Genomic DNA, 25409 nt, shown 5'->3' with positions numbered 1-25409 from the left:
TTCAGTGGCCTCGCTGCACGACGTCGATCGACAGGTGCCGCGAATAGTTGCGCACGAGGACGTTGGGCGCGAACCCGGTCACCCATGGCTTGATGAGGATCTTCCCGACCGGATGGTAGATCGGCAGGATGGGATACGCCGCAAGCATGCGCCGCTCGGCTTCCTCCAGCAGCGCACGCCGACCCGCCGGATTATTCTCCGCCGAGGCGGCGGCGAGGAGGCGTTCGTACTCCGGGTCATCGAAGCCCGTGTCACTCACTGCGCCGTTGATCGACAAGGCCTCGAGAAAATTGGACGCGTCGTTATAGTCGCCCCGCCAGGCCAGGCGCAGGATCTGCCAGGCGTCCGGCTGCTTGCGCCGGTTCAGCATGACGCGAAATTCCTCGTTGTATAGCGTGGTCTCGACACCAAGGTGCTCGCGCCACATGGACGCCACGGCAGCCGCCACCCGGCGCAGGTTTTCGTCGGTGTTGTAGTGCACTTCGACCCGCAGGGGCCGCTCCGGCCCGTAACCGGCTTCGGCCAGGCGTGCGCGCGCGTGGGCGACCCGTTCGGCCATGGGCCAGTCGCGCCACGGAAAGGATTGTGCGCTGTAATTCGCGACGCCGGGAGGCACCAGGCCGTACGCGGGATGATCGCCGAGGCCTGTCACCAGGCGCGTGATCTTGTCCCGGTCGACCGCCATGGAAAGGGCCTCACGAACCCGCAGGTCGTCGGTGGGTGCGCGCACGGTGTTGAACAGCCAGAACTGCGTGGACAGTGCAGGAGCGGTATGCAATTCGTCCGGCAGGTTCTCGCGCAGCCACTGGAAACGCGCCATCGGAAACTGCACTGTCAGGTCCAGCTCCCCGGCGCGGTAGCGATTCAGGGCAGCCTCCGGCGTGTCGAAAGTGTAATAGCGCACCACGTCGATCTGCGGTCGCTCGCGGAAGTAGGTGTTGCGCCGCAGCTGCACGTGGCTCTGCACGACCCACTCGTCGAGACGGTAGGGGCCGTTGGAGACCTGCCGGCCGGGGCGTGCGAACTGCGCGCCGTGCGCAACCAGGCTCGGACCATGCACCGGGAAAGTGACGGGGTGGGTGAGCAGGCCGAGCAGGTAGGGTGTCGGGCTGTGGAGTCGCAGCACCAGGCGCCGATCGTCCAGCGCTTCCGCGCCCAGCGTGTCGGGCGGCCGGTCACCGGCGATGATCTCGAGCGCCCCGTCCAGCGGCGCCAGCAGGGACGCGCTCGAATTGGCCGTCGCCGGATCGACCGCACGCCGGAGTCCGGCCACGAAGTCGGCCGCCACCACCGGATCGCCGTTCGACCAGCGGCCGTCGGGCCGCAGGACGAACGTCCATGCGAGACCGTCGGGAGACACTTCCCAGGACTCGGCCGCTCCCGGTACGAGGTCGCCGGACGCCGTTTCGCCTACGAGCCCTTCGTAGAGATCGCGAATGATATCCCGGCTCGTCTCGTCCTCGGCGCGCTGCGGATCGAGCGTGTCGGGCTCAGGCCCGTTGGCGCGACGCAGGACGATTTCGGCGGGCGATTCGCGCTCCGCGGGGACCGCATCGGTGTCGGGCGACTGGGGCCCGGGCCCGCAACCGCTCGCGAACGCCAGCGCGATGGAAGCCAGCAGCATCCCGGTCTGGCGCAACCGCATGTTCATACTCATTGCTCCGCCACCGCGAGGTAGAAATGGCGGCTCGGGTGCAGGTCCATCGGGTTGGGTTTCCAGCCCCGCACCTCGGGCCTCACGAGACGGCGCCGCACGTCGAAGTACAGCGGGACGACGGGCTGATCCTCCAGCAACAGGCGCTCGGCCTCGGCGAGCAGGGTCAGCCGGCGGCGCGGATTGAGCGCCTGCAGGGAGGCCTGCAGCAATTCATCGTAGGCGACGTTGCGCCACCCGGTGTCGCTGGCGCCGGTCTCGCTGTCGAACAGGCCGAGAAAACTGTAGGGATCCGCATAGTCCGCGGCCCAGCCGGACCGGAACACCATGGTGGTGCCGGTGTCGGCGCGCGACTCGAGGAACTCGACGAAAGGCTCCTCGCGAAGCCGGGTGCGCACGCCGAAAGCATCACGCCACATGGCCGCGACCGCGATCGCCAGGCGGCGGTTGTTCAGCCCGGCGGGATAAAGCAGCTCCAGTTCGAGCGGGGCCTCCGCGCTGAACCCGGCGGCGGCATACAGGCCGCGCGCCTGCTCGACCTGTTCGTTGCGCGGCAACTCCGCCCAGTCCGGCACCTGCAGTTCGTAGCCGTCCATCGGCGGCACCCAGCCGTAAGCCTGCATCTCTCCCGCCCCGGTGACCGCACGCACGATCAGGTCCCTGTCCACCGCCATGGCCAGCGCACGCCGCAGCCCGGGCGCGGCTTCGAATGGCGGCCGCGTCACGTTGAAGCCGAGCCAGGTGATGGCCATGCGCGGCGTGATGACGAGTTCATCGGCGCGGCGTCGCTCCAGCCAGCCGAGGCGGTGATGTGGCACGTCCGCGGTCCAGTGAAGCTCGCCGGCCTCGAAGCGCTCGAGCTCGATGTCCTGGTTCTCGATCGGGTAATAGATCACCGCGTCGATCGCGATGTCCTGGCGCCTGGGATAGTTGTGGTTGGCGGACAATTTCACGAATTGCCCCGGTTGCCACTCGGACAGATGGAAGGGTCCGTTGCTTACCATCCGGCCGGGCACCGCGAAATCGTCCCCATGTTTCTCATAGCCGGGGCGGTACAGCGGCGCGCTGACCGGATGGCTGAGCAGCTCCGGCAACCACGGGGTGGCCGCCGCAAGCTTCACCACGACCGTGTACTCGTCCGGCGCTTCGACGCCGAGCTGGTCCGGCGGCAGGCGCCCGGTCATAATCGCACGCGCATTCAGGATCGGCGCAAGCAGGCCGGCCGTGGCCGATCCGGTTGCCGGGTCGAGCGCCCGGCGCAACCCTGCCACGAAGTCCGCCGCCGTGACACGCTCCCCGTTCGACCACCGCGCATCGCGCCGCAGTTCGAAGCGCCACTGCAGGCCGTCGATACTCGTTTCCCACCGCGCGGCCGCACCGGGGATCGAGGTGCCGTCGGCCGCGGTGGCGACGAGGCCCTCGAACAGGTCGCGCAATATGTTCATGGCCGGCACGGACACCGCGCGGTGCGGGTCCAGCGTGACCGGTTCGGCGCCGTTGCCGCGCTTCAACACCTGGACGCCCGGCTTCATCTGGATGCCTTCGGGACTCTCCGGCGGGTTGCAGGCGGACAGCGAGAGCAAGGCCAGGCCGGCCGCGCAAAGTGCGAAGCTCTTCGCAATGCCGCGCCGGAGGCTTGCGCCGTGCGGCGGCATGGCCTCAGGCCACCTCGCCGTCGGGCCGCCCGTGGCGCTTCAGGTGCACCATGAGCAACGACACGGCGGCGGGGGTCACGCCGGGCAGGCGCGCAGCCTGGCCCAGGGTCGCGGGTCGCGCGTCGAGCAGTTTCTGCCGTACCTCGTTAGACAGTCCCCGCACCTCGTGATAATCGAGGGCGTCCGGAAGCATGGCGCTCTCCTGGCGGCGCTGCCGCTCGATCTCCTGTTGCTGGCGCCGGATGTAACCCTCGTACCGGGCGCGCACCTCGATCTGCGCACCGATCCCCGGCAATGTGCCGGCATCGCCGACACAGCCGAGACCGACCAGGTCGGCATAGCCGACCTCTGGACGACGCAGCAACTCCAGCGCCCGGATCTCCCGCGACGGGGGCCCGCCGGGAAAAGCCGCGGCTTCCGCGGCCGTGAGCGCAGCGGGGCGCACGAGGCAGGCCGCAAGCCGTGCCGTTTCCGCCTCTATAGCAGCCTGGCGATCCGCGAACGCCTTCCAGCGCCGGTCATCGACGAGGCCCAGTTCGCGTCCCCGCGGTGTCAGGCGCTCATCGGCATTGTCTTCCCGCAGCAGCAGCCGGTACTCGGCACGACTGGTGAACATCCGGTAGGGTTCGGCCGTGCCGCGGGTGACCAGGTCGTCCACCAGCACGCCGAGATAGGCCTCGTGGCGTCCGGGGACCCATGCCGGCTCGTCCCGGACGTCCCGCACGGCATTGATTCCGGCCAGCAGTCCCTGCGCCGCGGCCTCCTCGTAGCCGGTCGTGCCATTGATCTGCCCGGCGAAAAAAAGCCCGCGCAGCGCCCGTGTCTCCAGGCTCGGCCTGAGATCCCGCGGATCGAAGTAGTCGTACTCGATGGCGTAACCGGGGCGCGTGATGTGCGCGGCCTCGAAGCCGGGGATGCTGCGCACGAGTTCCAGCTGCACGTCGAAAGGCAGGCTGGTCGAAATCCCGTTCGGGTAGACCTCCCGGGTCTCGAGCCCCTCGGGCTCGACGAACACCTGGTGCGACGTCTTGTCGGCGAATCGCGTGACCTTGTCTTCGACCGACGGACAGTAGCGGGGCCCGACGCCGGCGATGCTGCCGCTGTACATGGGGGAGCGATGCAATGCCGCACGGATGATGTCGTGCGTGCGTTCCGTGGTCGAGGTGATCCAGCAGGGCACCTGGCGCGGATGATCGGACGGCCGGCCGAGAAAACTGAACACCGGGCGCGGCGAGTCGCCCGGCTGCTCCCGCATGCGGTCGAAATCGAGACTGCGCGCATCGAGCCGCGGCGGCGTCCCCGTTTTCAACCGGCCGACGCGCAACGCCATTTCGCGCAGCCGGGCCGCCAGGCGATTCGCCGGCGGGTCGCCGGCCCGCCCGGCGGCGTGACTCGACTCCCCGACGTGGATGCGCCCGCCCAGGAAGGTGCCGACGGTCAACACGACGGCGTCGGCGCGGAACACCAGCCCCATCGCCGTCACGACGCCCCCGACACGCTCGCCCGCCACAACGAGATCCACCACATCCTGCTGGAACAGCACCAGGTTGGCCTGCGACTCGACCAGGCGCCGGATGGCACCGCGGTAAAGGGCGCGGTCGGCCTGTGCCCGGGTCGCGCGCACCGCAGGGCCCTTGCGGGCGTTCAGCGTGCGGAAGTGGATCCCGGCGGCATCCGCGGCGCGCGCCATGGCGCCGCCGAGCGCATCGATCTCCCGGGCCAGGTGCCCCTTGCCGATGCCACCGATGGCCGGGTTGCAACTCATTTGCCCGAGTGTCTCGATGTTCTGCGTCAGCAGCAGGGTGCGGGCGCCCATCCGCGCGGCGGCAAGCGCCGCCTCGGTGCCGGCGTGGCCGCCACCGACGACGATGACGTCGAAGATTTCAGGATGCTCCATGCGCCGCTCCCGGGGAGGCCCCGTGACTCTCCGGCCATGATAACCGCGGTGGCGCAAAGAGTTCAGCAAGAAACCGGGGACGTGGTCGAGGTTCTGAGAATCCAGTCACAGCGCCAAGCGCGGCACTGAGGCATGCTCCATCGCCCGGGTTCCCAAGGTGCCCGGCCCGTCGCAGGAGATCACCCTATTGGGCACCTCGCCCCAGGACCGCGAGCACGACGACCCGGCCGCGGCCATGGATACGCGCCACCGTGTGCGGTTGCGCCGCTTTTACATGGCGGTGGCGTCCTATGCGCTGTGGGGCGGGATCGCGGTGATCGCCTGGCTGGGCGGACTGATCGTCATGCCGCCCGCGCTGCTCGCGACCGCGTTGAGCGGCGTCGTGCTCTCGAATCTCGTTTTCTGGTACCTGCTACGTTCCGGCCGCAGTCTGCTCTACGAAGATCCGTCCCTGACTTTCCCGCAGGTGCTGGTCGCCATGTTCTGGGTGCTGATCGTCATCGGCGCCTCGCACACCGACCGCAGCCTGATGATCGTGGTTTACGTCGTCATCATGCTGTTCGGCATTTTCCGCCTGGATCGACGCAGGTTTTTCATGCTGACGGCCATCGCGATGGCCGGCTACGCCGTGGTGGTCGCGACGGATCTCGCCATCCGCGACGTCGAAATCAATTATTTCCAGGAGTTCATGCGCTTCCTGGTCCTGGCCTCCTGCCTCCTGTGGTGCACTTTTTTCGGCACTCACGTGGCCGACTTGCGCGCCCGACTGCGCAAGCAGAACCTCGCGTTGCAGCAGCACGTCAAGGACGCCCGCCGCATCGCGGATCGCGATCATCTCACCTGGGCCTACAACCGCCGTTACATCATGAACGCACTCGAGGAAGAGCGCGCCCGCTCCGAGCATCGCCATGCGCCCTTCGCGATCATCATTTTCGATCTGGACCATTTCAAGAGCATCAATGATCGCTACGGCCACATCGCCGGGGATCGGGTGCTCACCAAGTTCGCGGAAATCGCGCGGCGCGAAATGCGCGCGGCGGACGTGATCTCGCCCGGTCGGCGGGCCAACGCCTTCGGCCGCTTCGGCGGCGAGGAATTCATCGCCCTGTTGCCCGAGACCGGCCTGGAAGGTGCCCGCCTGTGCGCCAGCCGGCTGCGCACGGCCCTTGCGACCGAGCATTTCGAGCAGGGCATCCGGGTGACTTTTTCGGCGGGAATCGCCATCTACCGCCACGGCGAAACCGTGGAGCAGTGCTTGCGTCGAGCCGACGACGCGCTCTACCGGGCGAAGAACTCCGGTCGCGACCAGGTCTTCACAGAGAAAACGGCGCGCCGCGGTTCACGCGATGCCAAGGTGATCTCGATCAGTCCGTCGGGAGACTAGACCGAGGCGCTCCACCTTGGCGCATCAGCTGCTCAGCCTGGTCGGCGGGCAAGGGTCGGCCGAGCAGATAGCCTTGCAGGTACTCGCACCCCAGGCCACAGAGAAACTCGCGCTGCGATGACGTTTCGACGCCCTCCGCCGTGACCGTCATGCCCAACTGGTGCGCGATGGTGACGATCGTGTTGGCGATCGCGGCATCGTTCGCATTCTCCGGCAGGCCGATGACGAAGGAACGGTCGATCTTGAGCTTGGCGATCGCCAGCTGCTTCAGGTAGGAGAGACTCGAGAAGCCGGTGCCGAAATCGTCGATCGAAAGACGCACGCCGGCGTGGCGCAGCGCTTGCAGGTTGGCGACGACCTGCTCCGGATTGACCAGCAACGCCGACTCGGTCATCTCGATCTCGATGGCACCCTCCGGAAGGCGGTAACGACGCATGAGCGCCGCGACGTAGGGCGAGAAATCCTCCTGTTGCAACTGTACCGCGCTGACGTTCACTGCGACGGGCAACAGCGGCATGCCCGCGTCGCGCCAGCTGCGCATCTGGCGGCAGGCCTCGTTGAGAACCCAGCGCCCGATATCCAGGATCAGGCCCAGCTGCTCGGCCACGGGAATGAAACGACCTGGCGAAACCATGCCGAGCTCCGGACTGTCCCAGCGCGCCAGGGCCTCGAAGCCTGCAAGGCGCCCGGTCAATGCGTCGAAGAACGGCTGGTAGTGCAAATCGAGCTCATCGCTCTGCACGGCACGCCGGAGGCGTGCCCCGATAGCCAGGCGGTCCTGCAATTCACGGCCCATGCGGGCATCGAACATCTGTGTCCGATTTCGACCGTAGGCCTTGGCCCGCATCATCGCCGCCTCCGCCAGGCGCAGCAGGCTCGACAACTCGTCGCCGTGATCAGGACAGATTGCGATGCCGATGCTGCAACTCGGGTACAGGCTGTAGTCGCCGGTCTCGACCGGCGCGGCGATCACGGCACGCGCCAGGCCGGCAAAGGCCTCGGGTTCCGGCGTCGCCGCATCGAGCGCCACCGCGACGATGAATTCGTCGCCCGCGAAGCGCCCGAACAGCGAGTCGGGGGGAAAGGCTTCCCGGAGCCGCTGGGCGACCGTCACCAGCAGGCTGTCGCCGGCCGCCGGCCCGAGTGTCTCGTTGACGGTGTGAAAGCGATCGAGGTCGATGAAGTACAGCGCCAACGGGGTTTCGTTGGCGACCGCCTCTGTCACCATCGCCGCGAAGCGCGCCTCGAAAGTCTCCAGCTGCACCAGGCCAGTGAGACGGTCGTGGGTGGCGGCACGCGCCAGCGCCGCAGACTGCTCGCGCAGTTTCTCCTGTGTTTCGACCTTGTCGGTGACGTCGCGTGCCAGGATCAGCTTGCCGGTCATGCCCTCGAGGTCGAGTTCATGGCGTACCACATCCGCATGCATCACCGAACCGTTCTTGCGCAGGAAGCTCCAGACACCGGCCTCGAAATAGCCTCTTGGCCACGTGTCTTTCAGGCCGAGGTAACGCTCCAGTTCGCCGGGCGCGAACAACGAGGGCAGCGATTGCTCGAGCAACTCGTCCTTGGAGAACCCGAGTTGCTGGGCCGCGGCATCGTTCACCGCGACGAATTTCAGTCCGACGGGCTCGAGCAGGAGCAGGGGCACCGGGCTGCGTTCGAAGAGGTGACGGTACTGGCTCTCGCTGGCCGCCAGGCGGCCGATGTATTCGCCGCGCTCGATAGCGTAGCGGATCGCCCTGGCGAACTGCGTGAAATCGGCGTGGCCCTTGACGAGATAGTCGGCGGCCCCGGCCTTGAGCGCGAGCTGATCGACGCCGTCGCCGCCCTGGCCGGTCAACAGGATCATGGGGCGTGTAATGCCTTCGCGCGCGGCCCGCCGGATCAACTCGAGGCCGCTTTCGGGCCCAAGCCGGTAGTCGACGAGATAGATGTCGTGCTGCTGCGCGGCGACCGATGGCCAGTATTGCTGCGGCAGCGTGCACTGCTCGACCACGAACGATGCTTCCGGATCGTCATGCAGCATGTCCGCGATGATCATCGCGTCTTCCTCGTCGTCGTCGATCACGAGGACACGGATCGGGGGAGAACTCATTTTTCGTTCGCCGGATCCGTCGGAAGTTCGACGATCTGCAGCCAGTATCGCTGCAGCCCTTTCACGACGTTCACGAGCCCCTCGAAGGTCACGGGCTTGGTGATGTAGGAATTGGCCCCGTTCTGGTACGAATTGAGGATGTCCTCATCGGCTTTCGAAGTGGTCATGACGATAACCGGAATATGCCGCAGTGCGGGATCACCTTTCATCGTTTCCAGCGCCTCGCGCCCCCCGAGTCCAGGCATGTTCAAATCGAGCAACACGATGCCGGGCGTCGGAGAAATGGCCGGGTCGACGTATTTCCCTTCCCGACGGAGGTAAGCCAGCATCTCTTCCCCGCTCTCCACGCAATGCAGATCATTGCGCAGGTGGCTTTCGGCGAAGGCTTCGCGCGCCAGGTCCCGGTCGTCGGCGTCGTCGTCTACCAGCAGGATCGTGATGGGCGCGGTGGATTCGGTCATGACGCCTCCTGGGTGACGCCGGAGCGGTCTTCGCCTGCCTGCACGAGCGGCAGCATCATCGAGAAAACCGCGCCTTGTCCGGGCATGCCCCGGGCGGTGATCCGCCCGCCGTGGCGTTCGACGATGCGCCGCACGATCGCCAGGCCCATGCCGGTACCGCGGTACATGCTGCGCCCGTGCAGGCGCTGGAACGGTGAAAATATTCTTTCAGCATACTGCATATCGAAACCGATGCCATTGTCCTCGACGATCACCCGTACGACGCCCGGGGCGTTCTCTTCGTCCGACCGCTCCGCATGTACGCGGACACGCGGCGCCCGCCCCGCCGCCGTGAACTTGAGGCTGTTTGCCAGCAGGTTGTGCATCACCTGGCGCAATTGGCTGCGATCCGCCTCGATGACCGGCAGATCCTCCACGATGACCCGTGCGCCGGTCTCATCGATCCGCGTGTCGAGATCGGCCAGCGCCTCGGCCACCACTTCGGCCAGCGGCACCTGGCCGAAAGGCTTCGCCCGGGTGCTGATGCGGGAATACGACAACAGGTCATCGATCAACACCTGCATCCGCCGCGACGCAGCCGTGATCCGCGCGAGGTAATCCCGCGCCTGCTCGTCGAGGCCGGCCGGCGCCGTGCTCACCAGCCGGTCGGAAAAAGTGCGGATCTTGCGCAGGGGCTCCTGCAGATCATGCGACGCAACAAAAGCGAACTCCTCGAGCTCACGGTTCCGGCTTTGCAGGTCGTCCAAGGCGCGTCGCAAAGACGCCTCCATCCGACGACTCTCGGTCACGTCCCGCGCGACCCCGTACATCATCTCGCCGACGGGCATCGATACCCAGGACAGCCAGCGGTAGGCGCCATCCGCGCAGCGGAAGCGGTTTTCGAAACTGAAGATCCTGCGGCCCTGCTGCAACGAGAGCCGGGCATCCTGCGTGGCAGCGACGTCGTCGGGATGCACGAAATTGATCCACGGCTCGGCCAGCAACACGTCGGCGGAATGCCCGAGCACGCGGGAAAAAGCGGGGTTCACCTGGCGGAAGTAGCCATCCATCCCGGCGATGCAGAACATGTCGATGGACAATTCGAAAAAGCGGTCCCGGGCCACGATCGCCTCGCGGCCCGCCTGGAGCTCGGTGATGTCCTGGGCCGTGCCCGCCAGGATGGCCGAGCCATCCGGGGCCTCGGTTCGCTCGGCCCGTTCGTGAATCCAGTGCACCGTGCCGTCGCGATGGAGGATGCGGTGCTTGGCGTCGATGCTGTCCCGTCCCTCCGCGACGCTGGTGCGCAAGCTCGCGACATAGTCGCGATCGTCCGGATGGACGAGCTCGAGAAAAGCCTCGAAGGTGCCGCTTGATCCTTCCGTTCCCAGGCCGAACATGTCCCGCACCTGCTCGCTCCAGGTCATGCGGCTCGTGCCGAGATCGAGCTCCCAGGCTCCCAGGCGAGCCACTTTCTGAGCGCGCACCAGCAGTTGTTCGCTGCGTACGACGCGGTCGAACGCCTGGCGGCGCTCGCTCACGTCGCGGAAATAAATGACGATCCCTTCGGGATGAGGGTGGACGCGCACCTCCAGCCAGGTTCCCAGCGGCGCGAAATAATCCTCCCGGTGACCCGCTTCGCGCCTGGCCATCGCGTTTTCAAACATGGTGGCGAAGCCGCTGGACCCGAGCTCCGGGAAGACTTCCAGCGCGGTTTTTCCGACGAGCTCATGCGTCGAGCGATGCATGAGGATGGTCGCCATCGGGTTGGCATATACGTAACGCCAGTCGTGATCGAGGATCACGACGGCATCGCTGGTGATCTCGAGCGCCTGCACGATGCCCCGCTTGGAGGCCTCGAGCGCCTCGCTCGCCGCCTGGTAACGGTCGAAATGCTCCTGGGTGCGCAGGGCGCTCTGGCGGGCGCGGCGGGCCAGCAGCAATGCCGCCGCAAGAAATCCCGCCGTGAACAGGCCGGCAACGAGCACGAGTTCCGGGAGCACCTCCGCGATGTGGCGCGACGGCGGCGGGCGCGCCTCGATCTGCCAGCGCCGGCCGTGGACGTCGAGCGTGGTGGCGGCGACCGAGCCGACGGCCGCGTTGCCGGCCATGAACAGGGCCTGCCCGTCATCCGTGATCCTGACCGATTCCCCCGCGGCGAGTGCCTCGAACAACGGAGCGAAACGCACGGCGGCGACCAGCGCCTGGCCCGCGAGTTGTCCCGACGCCAGGGGCAACACCAGTTGCGCGCCGGTGTAGCCGCGGCCCATCTCCATCGGTGCACTCAAAGCGGGACGGCCGGTCGTAGCGGCGCGCGCACGGGCAGCCGCCATGCGCGGATCCTGGTCGGGGAGAACGATCCGCCACGCGTCGCCGTCCGCTTTGGACAGGGCATGGACGACATCGCCGCCCCGGTCGAGCCAGGCCAGCCCGGCGATCGCCCGCGTGTCGTCGAGATACCGTTGTCCTTCGTCCAGGAACACCGCCTCCCGCTCAGCCGGCGGCGCACGCTCCACCCGCCATGCCAGGCGTTGCAATGCCTCGGTCTTCAGGGTGACCAGTTCGGTGGCCAGGGCGCGCGTACCCGCTGTCGAGCGCTCGGCGACCCGGGCCTCGTCGAGCTGCAGCTCATGCACGAGGCCCAGCCAGATCACGCCTGCCAGGAGGCCGGTGCCGAGTCCCGCGACGCTCGGGCCGGACAGGCGCACATCGCTCCCGATCTCGCATTTTCCCTGCAGCAACAGCGCCGCGGTCAGGGCAGCCGCGATCAGGATAACGACCACGCTGCCGAGCGGAGACACCTGCCAGCCGATGGCGCCGAGCCCGAGCAGGTTGTCCGAGGCGATCACGATGCTGGCCGCCAGCAGCACCAGCCCGGATGCCCAGGCGACGGTGCCGCGGTACGGCCGCATCCCGCCGAGCGACGCGAGGAACAGCATGCCGCAGCCGAGGGCGAGGATGACCATCCAGGGAAGCGCGATCAACGGGGTACCGAAGACGCCCGGCGGGCCGATCGATGTCGTTTCGGAGGTAGCCCAGTGCAGGCCGGCGAGGCCGACGACGATGAGCCCCGCCATGCCGCAAATCCGCTGCAGCAGGTGACGGCCCCGGACCAGCGCCGTGATGCCGACGGACAAGAAGACCAGCACCAGCAGCGCCGTCGGCCGGGGCGCGCCGACCGGCAGGCCTTGCGGCAACAACCAGCCCGGCGACAGCGAGATGAGCAGCAGGCCCGCGAGAACCACCGCCGCACCCAGGCTGAGCGCAGCCGCGGCGGGGGAGCTCGCTGCCCCGGCGAGCGGCAGGCCGGGGTCCGGGAGGCTGGAGAGTCTCGTCTCTTCGGTCATATGCGGCGGCGAACCGCCCGGCCTCGTGGTGGTTTCGTCTCGGTGGGCGGGGCGCCGCGGCATCGTCCGACCCGGCGCCGTTTTCCCCGGAGAGTCTACGTGCGAATCATTTGCCGATACAAAACTCGCTGAAAATCCGTCCGAGGAGGTCCTCCGTCGTCACTTCGCCGGTGATCTCCCCGAGCGCCTGCTGGGCGAGGCGCAGGTCCTCGGCGGCGAGTTCCGCCGTCGCGCCCTCCAGCAGCGCAGTGCGGGCGGTGTCGAGGTGATGCCTGCCGCGATCGAGCGCCACGAGATGGCGCCCGCGGGCCGAACAGGCGCCGCCCGCCTCGCCGGTGTAGCCGGCCACGCGCTTGAGATGTTCGCGCAGCAGCTCCAGGCCGTCCCCGGTCAGCGCGGAGAGATGAATGACATGGATGCCGGCAACGTCTTCCGCCTCGCCGGCAGGCTGCCCGGCGAGGTCGATCTTGTTGCGAATGTGCAGCACCGGGATACCCTCCGGCAACGCCGCTGTCCCGGGATCAGTCGCAGCCTCGCCCGGCTCCCCCTGCCCGCGCCCGGGGAGCGGAGTCTCCGCCGACCCGGACGCCGTGTCGTCTCCGGCCTCCCTCACCAGCAGCACCAGGTCCGCGGCCTGCATGGCGGCATGTGCGCGACGCATGCCTTCGGCCTCGACGCGGTCATCGCTGGCGCGCAGGCCGGCCGTGTCCACCACGCGGACCGGCATGCCGTCGATGAGGATGTCCTCCCTCACCAGGTCGCGCGTCGTGCCCGGAAGCTCCGTGACGATCGCCGCCTCGTAGCCCGCGAGGCGGTTCAGAAGGCTGGATTTACCGACGTTCGGCGCGCCCGCGATCACCAGCGTCATGCCGTCGCGCAACACCCGGCCACGGGCCGCCGACTCGCGCAGCCCGTCGATCGCAGCGAGCAGGCGCCCGAGCTCCGCATCGAGTCCGGGATCGCTGAACTCGTCGACCCCTTCTTCCGGGAAATCCAGCCCCGCCTCGAGGCGCGCCCGGCATGCGGCCAGCCCGTCGATCAGCGCGGTGACGCCGGCGGAAAGCTCGCCTTCGAGTGAGCGTATCGCCGCCCGCGCGCCTTCTGCCGAGGCGCTGGCCACGAGATCCGCAACGGCCTCCGCCTGGGCGAGGTCCATGCGGCCGTTGAGAAACGCGCGCTGTGAAAACTCGCCGGGGTCCGCCGCACGTGCCCCCCGGTGCGCCAGGGCGCGTAGCAGCATTTCGACGACGACCGGGCTGCCGTGCACCTGGAACTCGACCACGTCCTCACCGGTGAACGAGTGGGGCGCCTGGAACCAGAGCACGAGGCCGCGATCGATCAACCCGCCGTCGAGGTCTCGCAGTGCCCGCAAGACAGCCTGGCGCGCCGGGGGAAGCCTGCCGGCGACGCTCTCCGCCAGTGCGCAGGCGCGCGGGCCGGAGAGGCGGACGATCGCCACGCCGCCCCGCCCGGGGGGCGTGGCGCACGCCACGATGGTGTCGCTGTCCGCGTGTAGGGCCATGTCGTTGTCCGGCGCCGCCGGGGCTAATGGACGCAGGATCGGTACGATGCCCGACCCCGGGAGACGTTCAGCCGCCGCGTTCCACCACCTTGTTGATGTGCCATTGCTGGAGAATCGCCAGCAGGTTGTTGACGAACCAGTACAGCACGAGGCCGGCAGGGAAGAACGCGAAGAACACCGTGAACACGACCGGCAACACCTGCATGATCTTCGCCTGGATCGGATCGGGCGGCGCGGGGTTCAGCTTCTGCTGGATGAACATCGTCACGCCCATGGCGAGCGGCAGGATGAAAAAAGGATCCCGGGTGGACAAGTCGTCGATCCACAGCATGAACGGCGCCTGGCGCATCTCCACGCTCTCGAGCAGCACCCAGTAGAGCGCCAGGAAGACCGGCATCTGCACGAGAATCGGCAGGCACCCGGCGGCCGGATTCACCTTCTCTTTTTTGTACAGCTCCATCATCGCCTGCGACAGCTTCTGTCGATCGTCGGCGTAGCGTTCCTGCAGCGACTTCATGCGCGGCTGCAACTTGCGCATCTTGGCCATCGACTTGCCGCTGGTTTCCGACAGCTTGTAGAACACCAGCTTGATCAGCAGGGTCATCAGGACGATCGCCCAGCCCCAGTTGCCGACGAGACCATGAATTTTCGACAACACCCAGAACAGGGGTTGCGAGATGACGGTCAGCCAGCCGTAGTCCACGGTGAGCCGCAGCCTCGGCGCCGTGGCCTCCAGCTGGTCCTGCAGCTTGGGCCCCACGAACAACTGGTCGCGGAAGCTGTCGGCCTGGCCCGGCGCGACGGTCTCGGGCATGCGCACGGCCGTAATCGTGTACAGCCCGGCGGGCGTCGCGGCGGCGGAAATCTCCGCCCGGCCATTCGGCACGGCGGCCGTCAGGAAGTGGTGCTCGATGGACGCGATCCACCCCGCGGCGGTCGTAAAGGACTCGCGGGTCCTGGCGAGATCGCCGACGTCGAGTTTCTCGTATTTCTCGCCATTGAAGGTGACCGGCCCCTGGAAAGAGTAGCTGTCGACGTTGGTCAGGCCGCGCCCCGGCGGGTTATGCATGCGACGGATCTGCAGGTAGCTCGCACCCGTCCAGGGCTGCTCGCCCGCGTTCTCGATCTGCTGCTCGAGCTCCACCGCGTAGCTGCCGCGCGTGAAGCGGTAGATCTTCGTGACGGTGACCCCGTTGTCCAGCACCGCCGTCAGGGGAATCTCCAGTGTTTCCTGGCCGGCATCGAGGACGTATTCCATGGCCGGTGCGACGAACAGCGTGTCCGGACGCGTCGAGGTCTCCGGCGCAGTGGCCGTCAGCCCGGTACGAAAAACGTACAGGCTGTCCGCCGAAGGATCGAGCAGCTGGACCGGGATGTCCGGGGCGTCCTTGTTGACGGGGTACTCGGGCAGCAGCGCCTTGACGAGATCCCCGCCGCGCAACGAGATCTCGAGGTCCAGAACGTCCGTGCGGACCTGGATGCGGCGCTCACCCGGGGCAGAGGTATCAGCCGTATCGGCCGGCGCAGCGGCGCCGGTGCCCGGCGGCAGCGGGATCGCTTCATCCGCCGGTGCCGGCCCGATGGTGGTCTCACTCGGTAACGCCGGGGCGTCCCCCTCCAGCCGTTCGTCGGTCGCGGCAGGGGACTGTTCGGCTGCGGGGCGCTGGTACTGGACGAAGGCCGCGTAATTCAGCCAGACGATGAGCGCCAGTGCGATCCAGAGAAAGACGCGCTGGTTATCCATGAGTGCCCCGGAAAGTCTCGGCGGACGAAGCCTCCGGCGGAACGGGATCGTATCCGTGACCGCCCCAGGGGTGGCAACGGCCGATGCGACGCGCTGCCAGCCAGCCGCCCCGCAGGGTGCCATGATCACGAATCGCCTGGATGGCGTAACTCGAGCACGTCGGATCGAAGCGGCAATGATTGCCCAGCAAAGGACTGAGCAGCAGCTGGTAGCCGCGAATCAGGAAGATCGCGATGCGTCGCATAAGCGGGCCGTCCGTTCTAGCAAAGTGTCGATGCTGTTGGTGAGCGCGGCATTATCGCAGCCCGCGGCGCCCGGTCGCGCCATGACGACGATGTCGAGTTTGCCGTAGTCTGCACCGTGTTTGCGGAAGGATTCTCTCACGAGACGCTTGATCCGGTTGCGTTGCACGGCCGATTTCGAGACTTTCTTCGAAACCGCGAGGCCCAGGCGGGCGGAAGGGCCGGGGCCGCTGGTGGCGATGACCGTGAAACATGCGTCGCCGCGGCGACGGCCTGTCCTGAATACGCGGGTGAACTGTTCGGGCTTCAGCAGGCGCTGGGCCCGGGTGAACGCCAGCGACGGCACGGGATCGACTGCTCGGTGCCTGGCAGGCGGACCCGCAGCCGGAAGTTCAGACTGCGAGGCGGGCGCGGCCCTTGGCGCGCCGGCGGGACAGCACCAGCCGACCATTCTTGGTAGCCATGCGGGCACGGAATCCGTGCGTCCGTTTCCGTCGCAGATTGCTCGGTTGATAGGTGCGTTTCATCGTACTGTTTCCGTCCGAGAGGGGGCCGTTGGCGGCTCGGTCCGAGTCCCGCCAAAAAGACGGGGAATCGTACGTGGGCCCCGGCAGGGTGTCAACCGGATTCGGTCGCCGCCCAGGCGGCCGCCGGCCTGTGGATAACCCGGGCCCGGCAAGATAGACTGCAGAGCCTCCCGGGATCCGATGAACGCAGGACGCAACGTGGCGGCCGTCTGGCACCAATGTCTCAACAGGCTTCGCAGTGAACTGTCTCCGGACCAGTTCAACACATACGTCGCGCCGTTGCAGGCCGTGAGCGATGGCGAAGCCCTGCGCCTGCTCGCGCCCAACCCGTACGTCGTGACCTGGCTGCGCCAGAATTGCCTGGCGCGCATCCGCGAGCTGACAGGTGAGGAGAGCGCGAACCGGCGCCCGTTCGATGTCTCCATCGATGTCGGCACACGGGTGGGCGGCAACACGGCCCCGCTGGTGGCGCCGGTGCGGCCGGCCGCCCCCGCGGGTCGCAATGCGCCGGCGGCGCCGACGGATTTCGTCACCGGCGCGCGGCTGAACCCCGATTTCACCTTCGAGAGCTTCGTGGAGGGCAAGAGCAACCAGCTGGCCCGCGCGGGCGCCTTCCAGGTGGCCGTCAATCCGGGCGGGTCCTACAACCCCCTTTTCTTATATGGTGGGGTGGGGCTGGGCAAGACGCATCTGATGCATGCCATCGGCAACAGTATCCTCCGGGAGAACCCGGGCGCGCGCGTGGCGTACGTCCATTCGGAACGCTTTGTCAGCGACATGGTCCGCGCACTGCAGAACAACCGCATCGACGAGTTCAAGCGCAGCTACCGTTCGCTCAATGCACTGCTGATCGACGACATCCAGTTTTTTGCCGGGAAGGAGCGCTCCCAGGAAGAATTCTTCCACACTTTCAACGCCTTGTTCGAGGAACGCCAGCAGATCGTGTTGTCATGCGACCGGTACCCCAAGGAGGTAGACGGCCTCGAGGATCGCCTGAAGACGCGATTCGGGTGGGGACTCACCGTGGCGATCGAGGCACCGGAGCTCGAAACGAGTGTCGCCATCCTGATGAAAAAAGCGAGTTTCGAAGGCGTCACCCTGCCCTCGGAGGTCGCCTTCCTGATCGCCAAGCGGATCCGCTCCAATGTCCGGGAACTCGAAGGCGCGTTGCGCCGTGTGATCGCGACCTCGCGTTTTCTCGATCGCGAGATCACCATGGATTTTGCGAAGAAAGCGCTCGGCGACCTCTTGTCGCTGCAGGATCGCCTGGTCACCATCGAGAACATCCAGAAGACGGTAGCGCAGTACTACAAGATCCGGGTGGCCGATCTCATGTCGAAGCGCCGCAATCGCGCGGTCGCGAGACCTCGCCAGGTGGCCATGTCGCTCGCGAAGGAGCTTACGGAGCGGAGCTATCCGGAAATCGGCGATGCCTTCGGCGGGAAGGACCATACGACGGTCCTGCACGCCTGCAAAAGAATCAAGGATTTACGTGAAACCGACATGCGAATGCGGGAAGATTACGCAAACCTGTTGAGAACGTTGACGGCTTGATGTGGACAACATGTGGATAACTTCATGACAGCAAACTATCCACAGTTCGTCCACAGGATGGCAAGTGCTTCGGAGGCCGGGTGAACACAAGGTTCGGTTCCTCGTAATCATATGAAATTATTGAGTAAACAGGGTTTATCCACAAGAATGGAGCCCATTAACAGTAACAACAGTAAATTCTCTATAAACCATCTAATTTAATTGCCTACAGGTGGACCGATGAAGTTCAGCGCCCCCAGAGAGACCTTGCTCGAACCGCTCCAGGCCGTCATCGGTGTGGTCGAAAGACGACAGACCATGCCGGTACTGGCCAATATCCTTCTGGTCGCAAAAGAAGGGGCCGGCCTGGCGGTGACGGCCACCGACCTGGAGGTCGAGCTGGTCGCTTCGGTTGATGTGACAGTCGACACGGGCGGCGAGATCACTGTGCCGGGACGGAAACTGCTGGACATCTGTCGGGCGCTGCCGGATGGAGCATCGGTGGTATTCACCCTCTCGGGTGACAAGGTGACGGTCCGTTCCGGGCGAAGCCGCTTCACCTTGTCCACTTTGCCGGCCGAGGAGTTTCCCACGGTCGAAGACATCAACGCACAACAGCAGGTGGTCCTCCCACAGGCACAGTTGAGACGCCTGATCGAGAAAACGCAGTTCTCCATGGCGAACCAGGACGTCCGCTATTACCTGAACGGCATGCTGCTGGAGATCGCGGGGCCGATCGTGCGAAGTGTAGCCACGGACGGGCATCGCCTCGCGTTGTGCGAACTGACGGTGGCGGAAGCCGATTCGACGCCCCAACAGGTCATCCTGCCGCGCAAAGGCGTGCTGGAATTGCAGCGGCTGATCCGCGAGGACGGCGAATGCACGTTGGAGATCGGCACCAATCACCTGCGCGTCGCGCTCGGTGGTATCCGCCTGACCTCGAAGCTGATCGACGGCCGCTTCCCTGATTACGATCGCGTGATCCCGAAACAGAGCGAAGCGCCGATGCTCGCCGACCGGGTATTGCTTGCCGACGGCCTGAATCGGATCAGGATCCTGGCGAACGAGAAGTACAAAGGCGTGCGCGTGGAGCTGAAAGCGGGCAGCGTGGTCGTCCAGGCGCACAATCCCGAGCAGGAAGAGGCGGAGGAAGAGATCGAGGTCCAGTACGAAGGCCCCGAGATGCAGATCGGTTTCAACGTCGAATACCTCATCGCGGCCTTGCGCGCGCTCGACGCCGAGTCGGTCCGGCTCGAGTTCCGGGATTCCGCAAGCAGTTGCCTGATCCAGGATCCGGAACGGCGGGACTGCAAGTACGTGGTGATGCCGATGCGGCTCTAGTCTGCGCGATGGGGCTGAAGCGCCTCTCGATCAGCGGATTCCGATGTTTCGACCGGGCAGACCTCGAGCCGTCGGCGGGCGTCAACGTGGTGGTCGGGCCCAATGCTTCGGGGAAGACCAGCCTGCTGGAGGCGATGTTTCTCCTGGGACGGGGCCGCTCATTCAGGGCTGCGCGTAAACAGGCGATGATCCGGGAGACGGCCGCCGAGTTGCAGGTCGTGGGCAGGCTTGGCGATGGCCGCTCGGTCGGTATCGAGGTGAGCAAGGACGGGTGGACGGCGCGGGCGGCCGGGGAGCCCGTGACGCAACTCGCGGAACTGGCGAGCCTTTTACCAATCCAGGTGATGGACCCGGAGATTCACCGGTTGGTCCAGGAAGGACCGGGCGAGCGCAGGCGCTATATCGACTGGGCGACGTTCCACGTGGAACATGAGTTCCTCGAGACCTGGCGAAAATATCAACGTGCCCTGCGGCAACGGAACGCGGCATTGCGTTCGCGCCAGCCCGATTCGATGATTCAACCGTGGGAACAGGCGCTCGGCGAAAGCGGCACGGCGCTGGACCGTTACCGTGCGGAGGCCGTGGCGCAACTGGCAGCGCCCGTGAACGCTGCCGCGGAACGCCTGCTCGGTACGCCGCTCGGTCTGGAATATCGGCCCGGCCAGCCATTGGGGACGACGCTCTCGTCGGCGCTGGCGGAGCATCGGGAGCGGGATCGCAAGGCCGGCACCACACAGATTGGCCCCCATCGCGCTGAGCTGTCCTTGCTGTTGGACGGGCACAAGGCCCGGGGCTGGGTGTCCAGGGGCCAGCAGAAACTGGTGGCGGCGGCCCTGGTCCTCGGGCAGGCGCAGCTCCTGGCCCCTTACTGGGACGACCGCGGCGTCCTGCTGGTCGACGATCCCGCGGCCGAACTGGATGCGGACCGGTGCGAACGTTTGCTGACCCTGATCGGGGAGATGCCGTTCCAGGTGTTCGTGACGTCGCTGGATCCGGGCAGCCTCCCAGGGCTGACGCCGGAGGCCGTGTTCCACGTGGAACAGGGAGAGGTCGTCCGGGTGGTATAATCTCTCGATTTGGCGGGATGCTTAGACACTATGACCGACAGCCCGACTTATGACTCGAGAAACATCAAGGTCCTGAAGGGCCTGGATGCCGTCCGGAAGCGCCCCGGCATGTATATCGGGGACACGGATGACGGCACCGGCTTGCACCACATGGTGTTCGAGGTGGTCGACAATTCCATCGACGAGGCGCTGGCCGGCCACTGTTCGACCGTCAAGGTCGTCATTCATGCTGACGAATCGGTGACCGTATCGGATGACGGGCGGGGCGTCCCCGTAGACTTGCATCCCGATGAGGGCCGGTCGGCGGCCGAAGTCATCATGACCGTCCTGCATGCCGGCGGTAAGTTCGACGACAACTCGTACAAGGTCTCCGGTGGACTGCATGGCGTCGGCGTGTCCGTCGTGAATGCGCTGTCCGAGCATCTCGATCTCACCATCTACAGGGAAGGCCGCATCCATCAGCAGGAATACGCGATGGGCAAGCCCTTGTACGATCTGAAGGTGCTCGGCGAAACGCAGCGGACCGGCACGGTCATCCGCTTCAAGCCGAGTGCGGAGGTTTTCTCGAACATCGATTTCCACTACGACATCCTCGCGAAGCGCCTGCGCGAGCTGTCTTTCCTGAATTCCGGCGTGCGAATCGTGCTGCAGGATGAGCGGGACGGCCAGGAGGACGCGTTCGAGTACGAGGGCGGGATTCGCGCATTCGTCGAGCATCTCAACCGCAACAAGACGCCGATTCACCCCAACGCGTTTTATTTCCAGGCGGAGCGGGACGGCGTGGTCGTCGAAGTCGCGATGCAGTGGAACGACTCCTACCAGGAGAGCATGTTCTGCTTCACCAACAATATTCCCCAACGTGACGGCGGCACGCACCTGGCCGGCTTCCGCAGTGCGCTGACGCGGACGCTGAACGGCTACATCGAGCGGGAGAACATCGCTCGGAAGGAAAAGGTCAGCACGACCGGCGATGATGCGCGCGAAGGCATGACGGCGGTACTTTCGGTCAAGGTGCCGGATCCGAAGTTCTCCTCCCAGACCAAGGACAAGCTCGTCTCCTCGGAGGTGAAATCCATCGTCGAGTCGCTGATGGCGGAGAAACTCGAGGAATTCCTGCTGGAGAAACCCGCGGATGCAAAGGCGATCGTCGGCAAGCTGATCGACGCGGCGCGGGCCCGGGAGGCCGCGCGCAAGGCGCGTGAAATGACGCGGCGCAAAGGGGCCCTCGATATCGCCGGCCTGCCCGGCAAGCTGGCGGACTGCCAGGAAAAAGACCCCGCGCTCTCGGAACTCTTCCTGGTCGAGGGCGATTCCGCCGGCGGCTCAGCCAAGCAGGGTCGCGACCGGCGCACCCAGGCCATCCTGCCGCTGAAGGGCAAGATCCTGAATGTCGAGAAGGCGCGCTTCGACAAGATGCTGTCGTCGGCGGAAGTCGGCACTCTCATCACCGCGCTGGGCTGCGGGATCGGGCGTGAAGAATTCAATATCGACAAGCTGCGCTACCACCGCATCATCATCATGACCGACGCCGACGTGGACGGTTCCCATATCCGTACCCTGTTGCTGACCTTCTTCTACCGGCAGATGCCGGAGCTGATCGAGCGTGGCTACATCTATATCGCCCAGCCGCCCCTGTACAAGATCAAGAAGGGCAAGCAGGAGCATTATGTAAAAGACGATGCGGAGCTCAATGCCTACCTGTCGAGCCTCGCGCTCGACGGGGCCGCGTTATACGTGACACCCGACGCGCCTCCATTGCAAGGCCCGGGCCTCGAGACACTCATCCGGAAATATACTGAGGTCATGGCGATCATTCATCGCCTCGGGCGTCGCTACGACGAGCGCGTGCTCGAACAGCTGCTTTACAGCGCACCGCTCACCGTGGCCGAACTCGACGATCCGGAGCGTGTCCAGGCCTGGATGATCACTCTGGCGGGGCGCCTGAAGGGCCCGCCCGAAGCACCGCGCTATACCCTGTCACTGGCGCAGGACGCGGACCAGCCGGGCTGGGAGATCCGTGTCGCGCGCCGGCACCACGGCGTCGATACCATGCGGGTCTGGCAGCGTGACTTTTTCGAGTCGGCCGAGTATCGGCGCATCGCCGGACTCGGCGCGGAGCTCGCCGACCTGGTCGGCGCGGGCGCGTACGTGATGCGCGGGGAAAAGCGCCAGCCGGTGCAGAGCTTCCGTGAAGCCGTCGAATGGCTCATGGGAGAAGCGCGCAAGGGCCAGGCCATCCAGCGCTACAAAGGCCTCGGCGAAATGAATCCGGGGCAACTCTGGGACACCACCGTCAATCCGGAGACCCGCCGCCTCATGCAGGTGCGCATCGAGGACGCGGTGGCGGCCGACGATATCTTCACCACGCTGATGGGCGATCACGTGGAACCGCGGCGCGAGTTCATCGAGAAGAATGCGTTGACCGTCGCGAACCTCGATGTATGACCCGAGGCGTGTTGATCGTCCCTGAGTGGTGTCACGGCACACGCATTCGCTGCTGAGACGGGCTCGTCGGCGCACGTTTCACGCGCACCTTTGCAAAGGACCGGTTTCGAGCTCATCGCCAGCCAGGAAGCCGTTCCGCGAAACTGTAGGTCGGCATGTCTCACGGCGTCGGCGGCCAGGCCTCCGGCTCGAACAACCACCGGATTCCCGCTGCGCGCAGCCGATCCAACTGTCCGGCGCGCTCAGCGCGCATGCGTTCGACAAAGCGGCGCCCGGCTGCGGTGGCCCGCAGCTCGGCGTACCAGTCGAGCTTCTCGATCGGGTGTTGCCAGGACATGCGGCGCGCGAAAGGCGCCTCGAGGCGGGCGGCGGCCGACTCCACGCGTCCCATGGCCACGTCGAGCCGGAACATGTGCTCATCCTCGCCTTCGGGCCAGCTGTCGACGAAGTGAGCGATCACGGCCTGGACCGCCTGGTCGAGAACGACGGCGCGCTGGGCGTCGCCAGTCCGGCGCGCGAGTCCGGCAAGCAGGCTCGGCGATTCCAGGTGCACCCAGCTGACATTCTCGAAGTCGCCGAGGTCCGGGCCCTCCCGGACGACGCGATCCAGCACCTCCAGGGCCTCCTCATATCGCCCGGTGCCGACCAGGGCCCGGCCCATCTGGAGTTGCGCGAGGACGGACTGCCCGGCGCGCTGTCTGAACTGTTCCGCCCAGGCGGGCAGGCGCTCCAGCTCACCCCGCCGGATGATCCAAGGCAGGCTGTCCTCCACCGGGCCGAAGAGCGACTCAGCGCGGGCCTTCCACCGGTCCGCGAGATCGTATTTACCCAGCGAGTTGAAGCTTGCCGCGATGCTGTTCACAAACAGGCCCTTGTTCTCGACATGATCGAGCGCGTCGACGGCCGCCAGCACGGCTGCCGCAGTGTCCCCTCGGCGCTCATGCGTGTTGATCAGCCAGCGCCAGCTGTCGGTGGCGTCGGGGAACAGGCGGACTGTCTGCCGGGCCAGCACCAGCGCTGCTTCGGCGTCCGTCCAGCTCAGCTGCTCCACGACGCGCGTGCGCGCGTAGAGATGCATCGGGTCGAGTTCCAAGGCGCGCCGGTAATACGTGCCCGCGCTTTCCACCAGGCCCACGCGATGAAAACTGAGCCCGAGCCACGCCAGGTATCTCGCATCGTTGGGGCGCAGCGCGACAGCGCGTTCGAGATCGCGGCGCCCGGCGGCCACCTGCCACTCGTCCAGCAGCCAGCGCCCCCGGATGGCGTAGGCTTGCGCATCCCTAGGATCGATCTCGAGGGCGCGGGCGATGCCGGCCTCGATGCGAGGCCGGACCTGCGGACGCGTCACGTCCCCCGTTCCGATGAGTGAATACCGTGCGGACGCAAGTTCCGAGTGCGCGGGTCCGTAACCGGGGTCCAGCTCGACCGCCTGCTCGAGCAACTCGACCGCGCGGCGGACTGCATCGGGCTCGCCGGTCTGCCACAGCTCGCGGCCCTCGAGGTACAGGTCATAGACCCGCGAGTCAGTGCGAGCCAGCGTGCCCTGCTCGATGCCGAGGTCGGCGGTGTTGAGCAAAGCCTCGATAACCTGCCCGGCGATTTCGTCCTGGATCGCGAAGATATCGCCGGCCTGGCGATCGAAGGTCAGCGACCACAACGGCACCTGGTCGCTGGTCCGGACCAGCTGCGCCACGATGCGCAGCCGGTCGTCCACCCGCTGCACGCTGCCTTCGAGTACCGTCCCCACCTCGAGGTCGCGGGCGATCGTCGCAATGTCCCGGCCGCGATAGGCGAAGGCGGAGGTTCGCGCGATCACTTGCAACGCCTCCACCCGGGTGAACACCCGCAGCAACGTTTCAGCGATGCCGTCACCCAAAAAGCGCTGGCTGCCGTCCGGGCTGAAATCCTCGAACGGCAGCACCGCGATGCGCGTCGGACTGAAGTTGGCCGGCATGGCCAGTTCGGTCGGCTCGGTCGTCCGCGGCTGAGCAATCCACCACGCCAGTACGCCGCCCGCCGCGAACAGCACAAGAAGGATCGCCGACTCCTGCCGGGTGACTTGCTGCGCGCCTTTCTCGCCGTGGTACCAGGAAATCACCAGGGCGGGCAATAAACCAAAGCCAAGCAACGCCGTGATTGCGCGCAGCATCGGCGTCGGCCAGTCGAACTGCTGCCCGACCAGGTCGAACACCTGGACCAGCATCCACGCGAATGCCAGGTAGCCCAGCCCCCACTGGACCACCTTGCGCCGGCGCAGACGAATGAAAAACGTTTTATCCACAGGCTGGTCCCGCTCCTGCAGCCGGCTGAGTCTCCCTGCTTCCGCAACACTTCGCAAGCATCCGGGCCATAGGAGTGCATCCCTTGCAACGCCCGGGCCTCGAGACGCTCATCCGAGTAGAAGAAATACAAAGCACCTGTTCGCAGCTGCCCGCCCCTCGCCGACGCGGGCACCTTCGACAGGTCCCGACGGAATCAGGCCGTTGGAACACCCAAGTCCACAATTAGCCGAATCGCGT

Annotated in this window: 17 protein-coding genes; 5 read left to right on the top strand and 12 right to left on the bottom strand. The window is 66.3% G+C overall.

The window, feature by feature from the left end; translation table 11 throughout:
• Position 1: 1 nt before the first annotated feature.
• From G6032_RS14345 to mnmG, 3 genes are read right to left on the bottom strand one after another with little or no spacing between them, the layout of a single operon-like run.
• Complete coding sequence (locus G6032_RS14345) at positions 2-1651, bottom strand: ABC transporter substrate-binding protein (RefSeq protein WP_165282827.1); 1650 nt, start codon at positions 1649-1651, stop codon at positions 2-4.
• A 2-nt stretch (positions 1652-1653) separates the two neighbouring features.
• Positions 1654-3309 (bottom strand): peptide ABC transporter substrate-binding protein, encoded by a 1656-nt coding sequence (locus tag G6032_RS14340; protein ID WP_165282826.1) that lies wholly within the window; start codon positions 3307-3309, stop codon positions 1654-1656.
• Between the two features lie 4 nt (positions 3310-3313).
• Positions 3314-5206 carry a tRNA uridine-5-carboxymethylaminomethyl(34) synthesis enzyme MnmG gene (gene mnmG / locus G6032_RS14335; RefSeq protein ID WP_165282825.1) on the bottom strand — a complete coding sequence of 631 codons (1893 nt, stop codon included), beginning with the start codon at positions 5204-5206 and terminating at the stop codon, positions 3314-3316.
• A 187-nt stretch (positions 5207-5393) separates the two neighbouring features.
• Here mnmG and G6032_RS14330 point away from each other — a divergent pair, with 187 nt between their 5' ends.
• The gene (locus tag G6032_RS14330) at positions 5394-6590 is read left to right on the top strand and encodes a GGDEF domain-containing protein (protein WP_165282824.1); all 1197 of its coding nucleotides are present in this window, start codon (positions 5394-5396) and stop codon (positions 6588-6590) included.
• Here G6032_RS14330 and G6032_RS14325 read toward each other — a convergent pair.
• The 8 genes from G6032_RS14325 to rpmH form a co-directional block, all read right to left on the bottom strand.
• On the bottom strand, positions 6571-8685 hold the full coding sequence (locus G6032_RS14325) for an EAL domain-containing protein (RefSeq protein WP_165282823.1): 2115 nt from the start codon (positions 8683-8685) through the stop codon (positions 6571-6573). The genes G6032_RS14330 and G6032_RS14325 overlap by 20 nt on opposite strands.
• Entirely contained in the window at positions 8682-9146 is a 465-nt protein-coding gene (locus G6032_RS14320; protein WP_165282822.1) for a response regulator, read from the bottom strand. The genes G6032_RS14325 and G6032_RS14320 overlap by 4 nt, the downstream gene beginning before the upstream one ends.
• Positions 9143-12469 carry a PAS domain-containing protein gene (locus G6032_RS14315; RefSeq protein ID WP_165282821.1) on the bottom strand — a complete coding sequence of 1109 codons (3327 nt, stop codon included), beginning with the start codon at positions 12467-12469 and terminating at the stop codon, positions 9143-9145. The genes G6032_RS14320 and G6032_RS14315 overlap by 4 nt, the downstream gene beginning before the upstream one ends.
• 106 nt (positions 12470-12575) lie before the next feature.
• On the bottom strand, positions 12576-13991 hold the full coding sequence (gene mnmE / locus G6032_RS14310) for a tRNA uridine-5-carboxymethylaminomethyl(34) synthesis GTPase MnmE (protein WP_165282820.1): 1416 nt from the start codon (positions 13989-13991) through the stop codon (positions 12576-12578).
• A 67-nt stretch (positions 13992-14058) separates the two neighbouring features.
• The gene (yidC, locus tag G6032_RS14305; RefSeq protein WP_165282819.1) at positions 14059-15735 is read right to left on the bottom strand and encodes a membrane protein insertase YidC; all 1677 of its coding nucleotides are present in this window, start codon (positions 15733-15735) and stop codon (positions 14059-14061) included.
• A complete protein-coding gene (gene yidD, locus G6032_RS14300) occupies positions 15728-15979 on the bottom strand; it encodes a membrane protein insertion efficiency factor YidD (RefSeq protein WP_165282818.1) in 252 nt (83 codons plus the stop codon). The genes yidC and yidD overlap by 8 nt, the downstream gene beginning before the upstream one ends.
• On the bottom strand, positions 15955-16323 hold the full coding sequence (gene rnpA, locus G6032_RS14295; protein WP_165282817.1) for a ribonuclease P protein component: 369 nt from the start codon (positions 16321-16323) through the stop codon (positions 15955-15957). Before rnpA ends, yidD begins: the two co-directional genes overlap by 25 nt.
• Positions 16324-16369: 46 nt before the next feature.
• A complete protein-coding gene (gene rpmH, locus G6032_RS14290) occupies positions 16370-16504 on the bottom strand; it encodes a 50S ribosomal protein L34 (RefSeq protein ID WP_165282816.1) in 135 nt (44 codons plus the stop codon).
• Positions 16505-16684: 180 nt separating this feature from the next.
• On the opposite strand from rpmH, the gene dnaA reads away from it, so the two are divergent.
• From dnaA to gyrB, 4 genes are all read left to right on the top strand, one after another.
• A complete protein-coding gene (dnaA, locus tag G6032_RS14285; RefSeq protein WP_165282815.1) occupies positions 16685-18058 on the top strand; it encodes a chromosomal replication initiator protein DnaA in 1374 nt (457 codons plus the stop codon).
• A gap of 219 nt (positions 18059-18277) precedes the next feature.
• Positions 18278-19378, top strand: coding sequence for a DNA polymerase III subunit beta (gene dnaN, locus G6032_RS14280; protein WP_165282814.1), 1101 nt, complete (start codon positions 18278-18280; stop codon positions 19376-19378).
• An 8-nt stretch (positions 19379-19386) separates the two neighbouring features.
• Positions 19387-20445 (top strand): DNA replication/repair protein RecF, encoded by a 1059-nt coding sequence (recF, locus tag G6032_RS14275; RefSeq protein ID WP_165282813.1) that lies wholly within the window; start codon positions 19387-19389, stop codon positions 20443-20445.
• A 30-nt stretch (positions 20446-20475) separates the two neighbouring features.
• Positions 20476-22890, top strand: coding sequence for a DNA topoisomerase (ATP-hydrolyzing) subunit B (gene gyrB / locus G6032_RS14270; RefSeq protein WP_165282812.1), 2415 nt, complete (start codon positions 20476-20478; stop codon positions 22888-22890).
• A gap of 160 nt (positions 22891-23050) precedes the next feature.
• Here the strand turns inward: gyrB and G6032_RS14265 are convergent, their stop codons facing one another.
• Entirely contained in the window at positions 23051-25171 is a 2121-nt protein-coding gene (locus G6032_RS14265) for a tetratricopeptide repeat protein (protein ID WP_165282811.1), read from the bottom strand.
• Positions 25172-25409 lie beyond the last annotated feature (238 nt).

The organism is Wenzhouxiangella sp. XN24 (genome assembly GCF_011064545.1).
Lineage (GTDB): Bacteria > Pseudomonadota > Gammaproteobacteria > Steroidobacterales > XN24 > XN24.
This window is presented reverse-complemented; position numbering and strand designations above follow the sequence as displayed.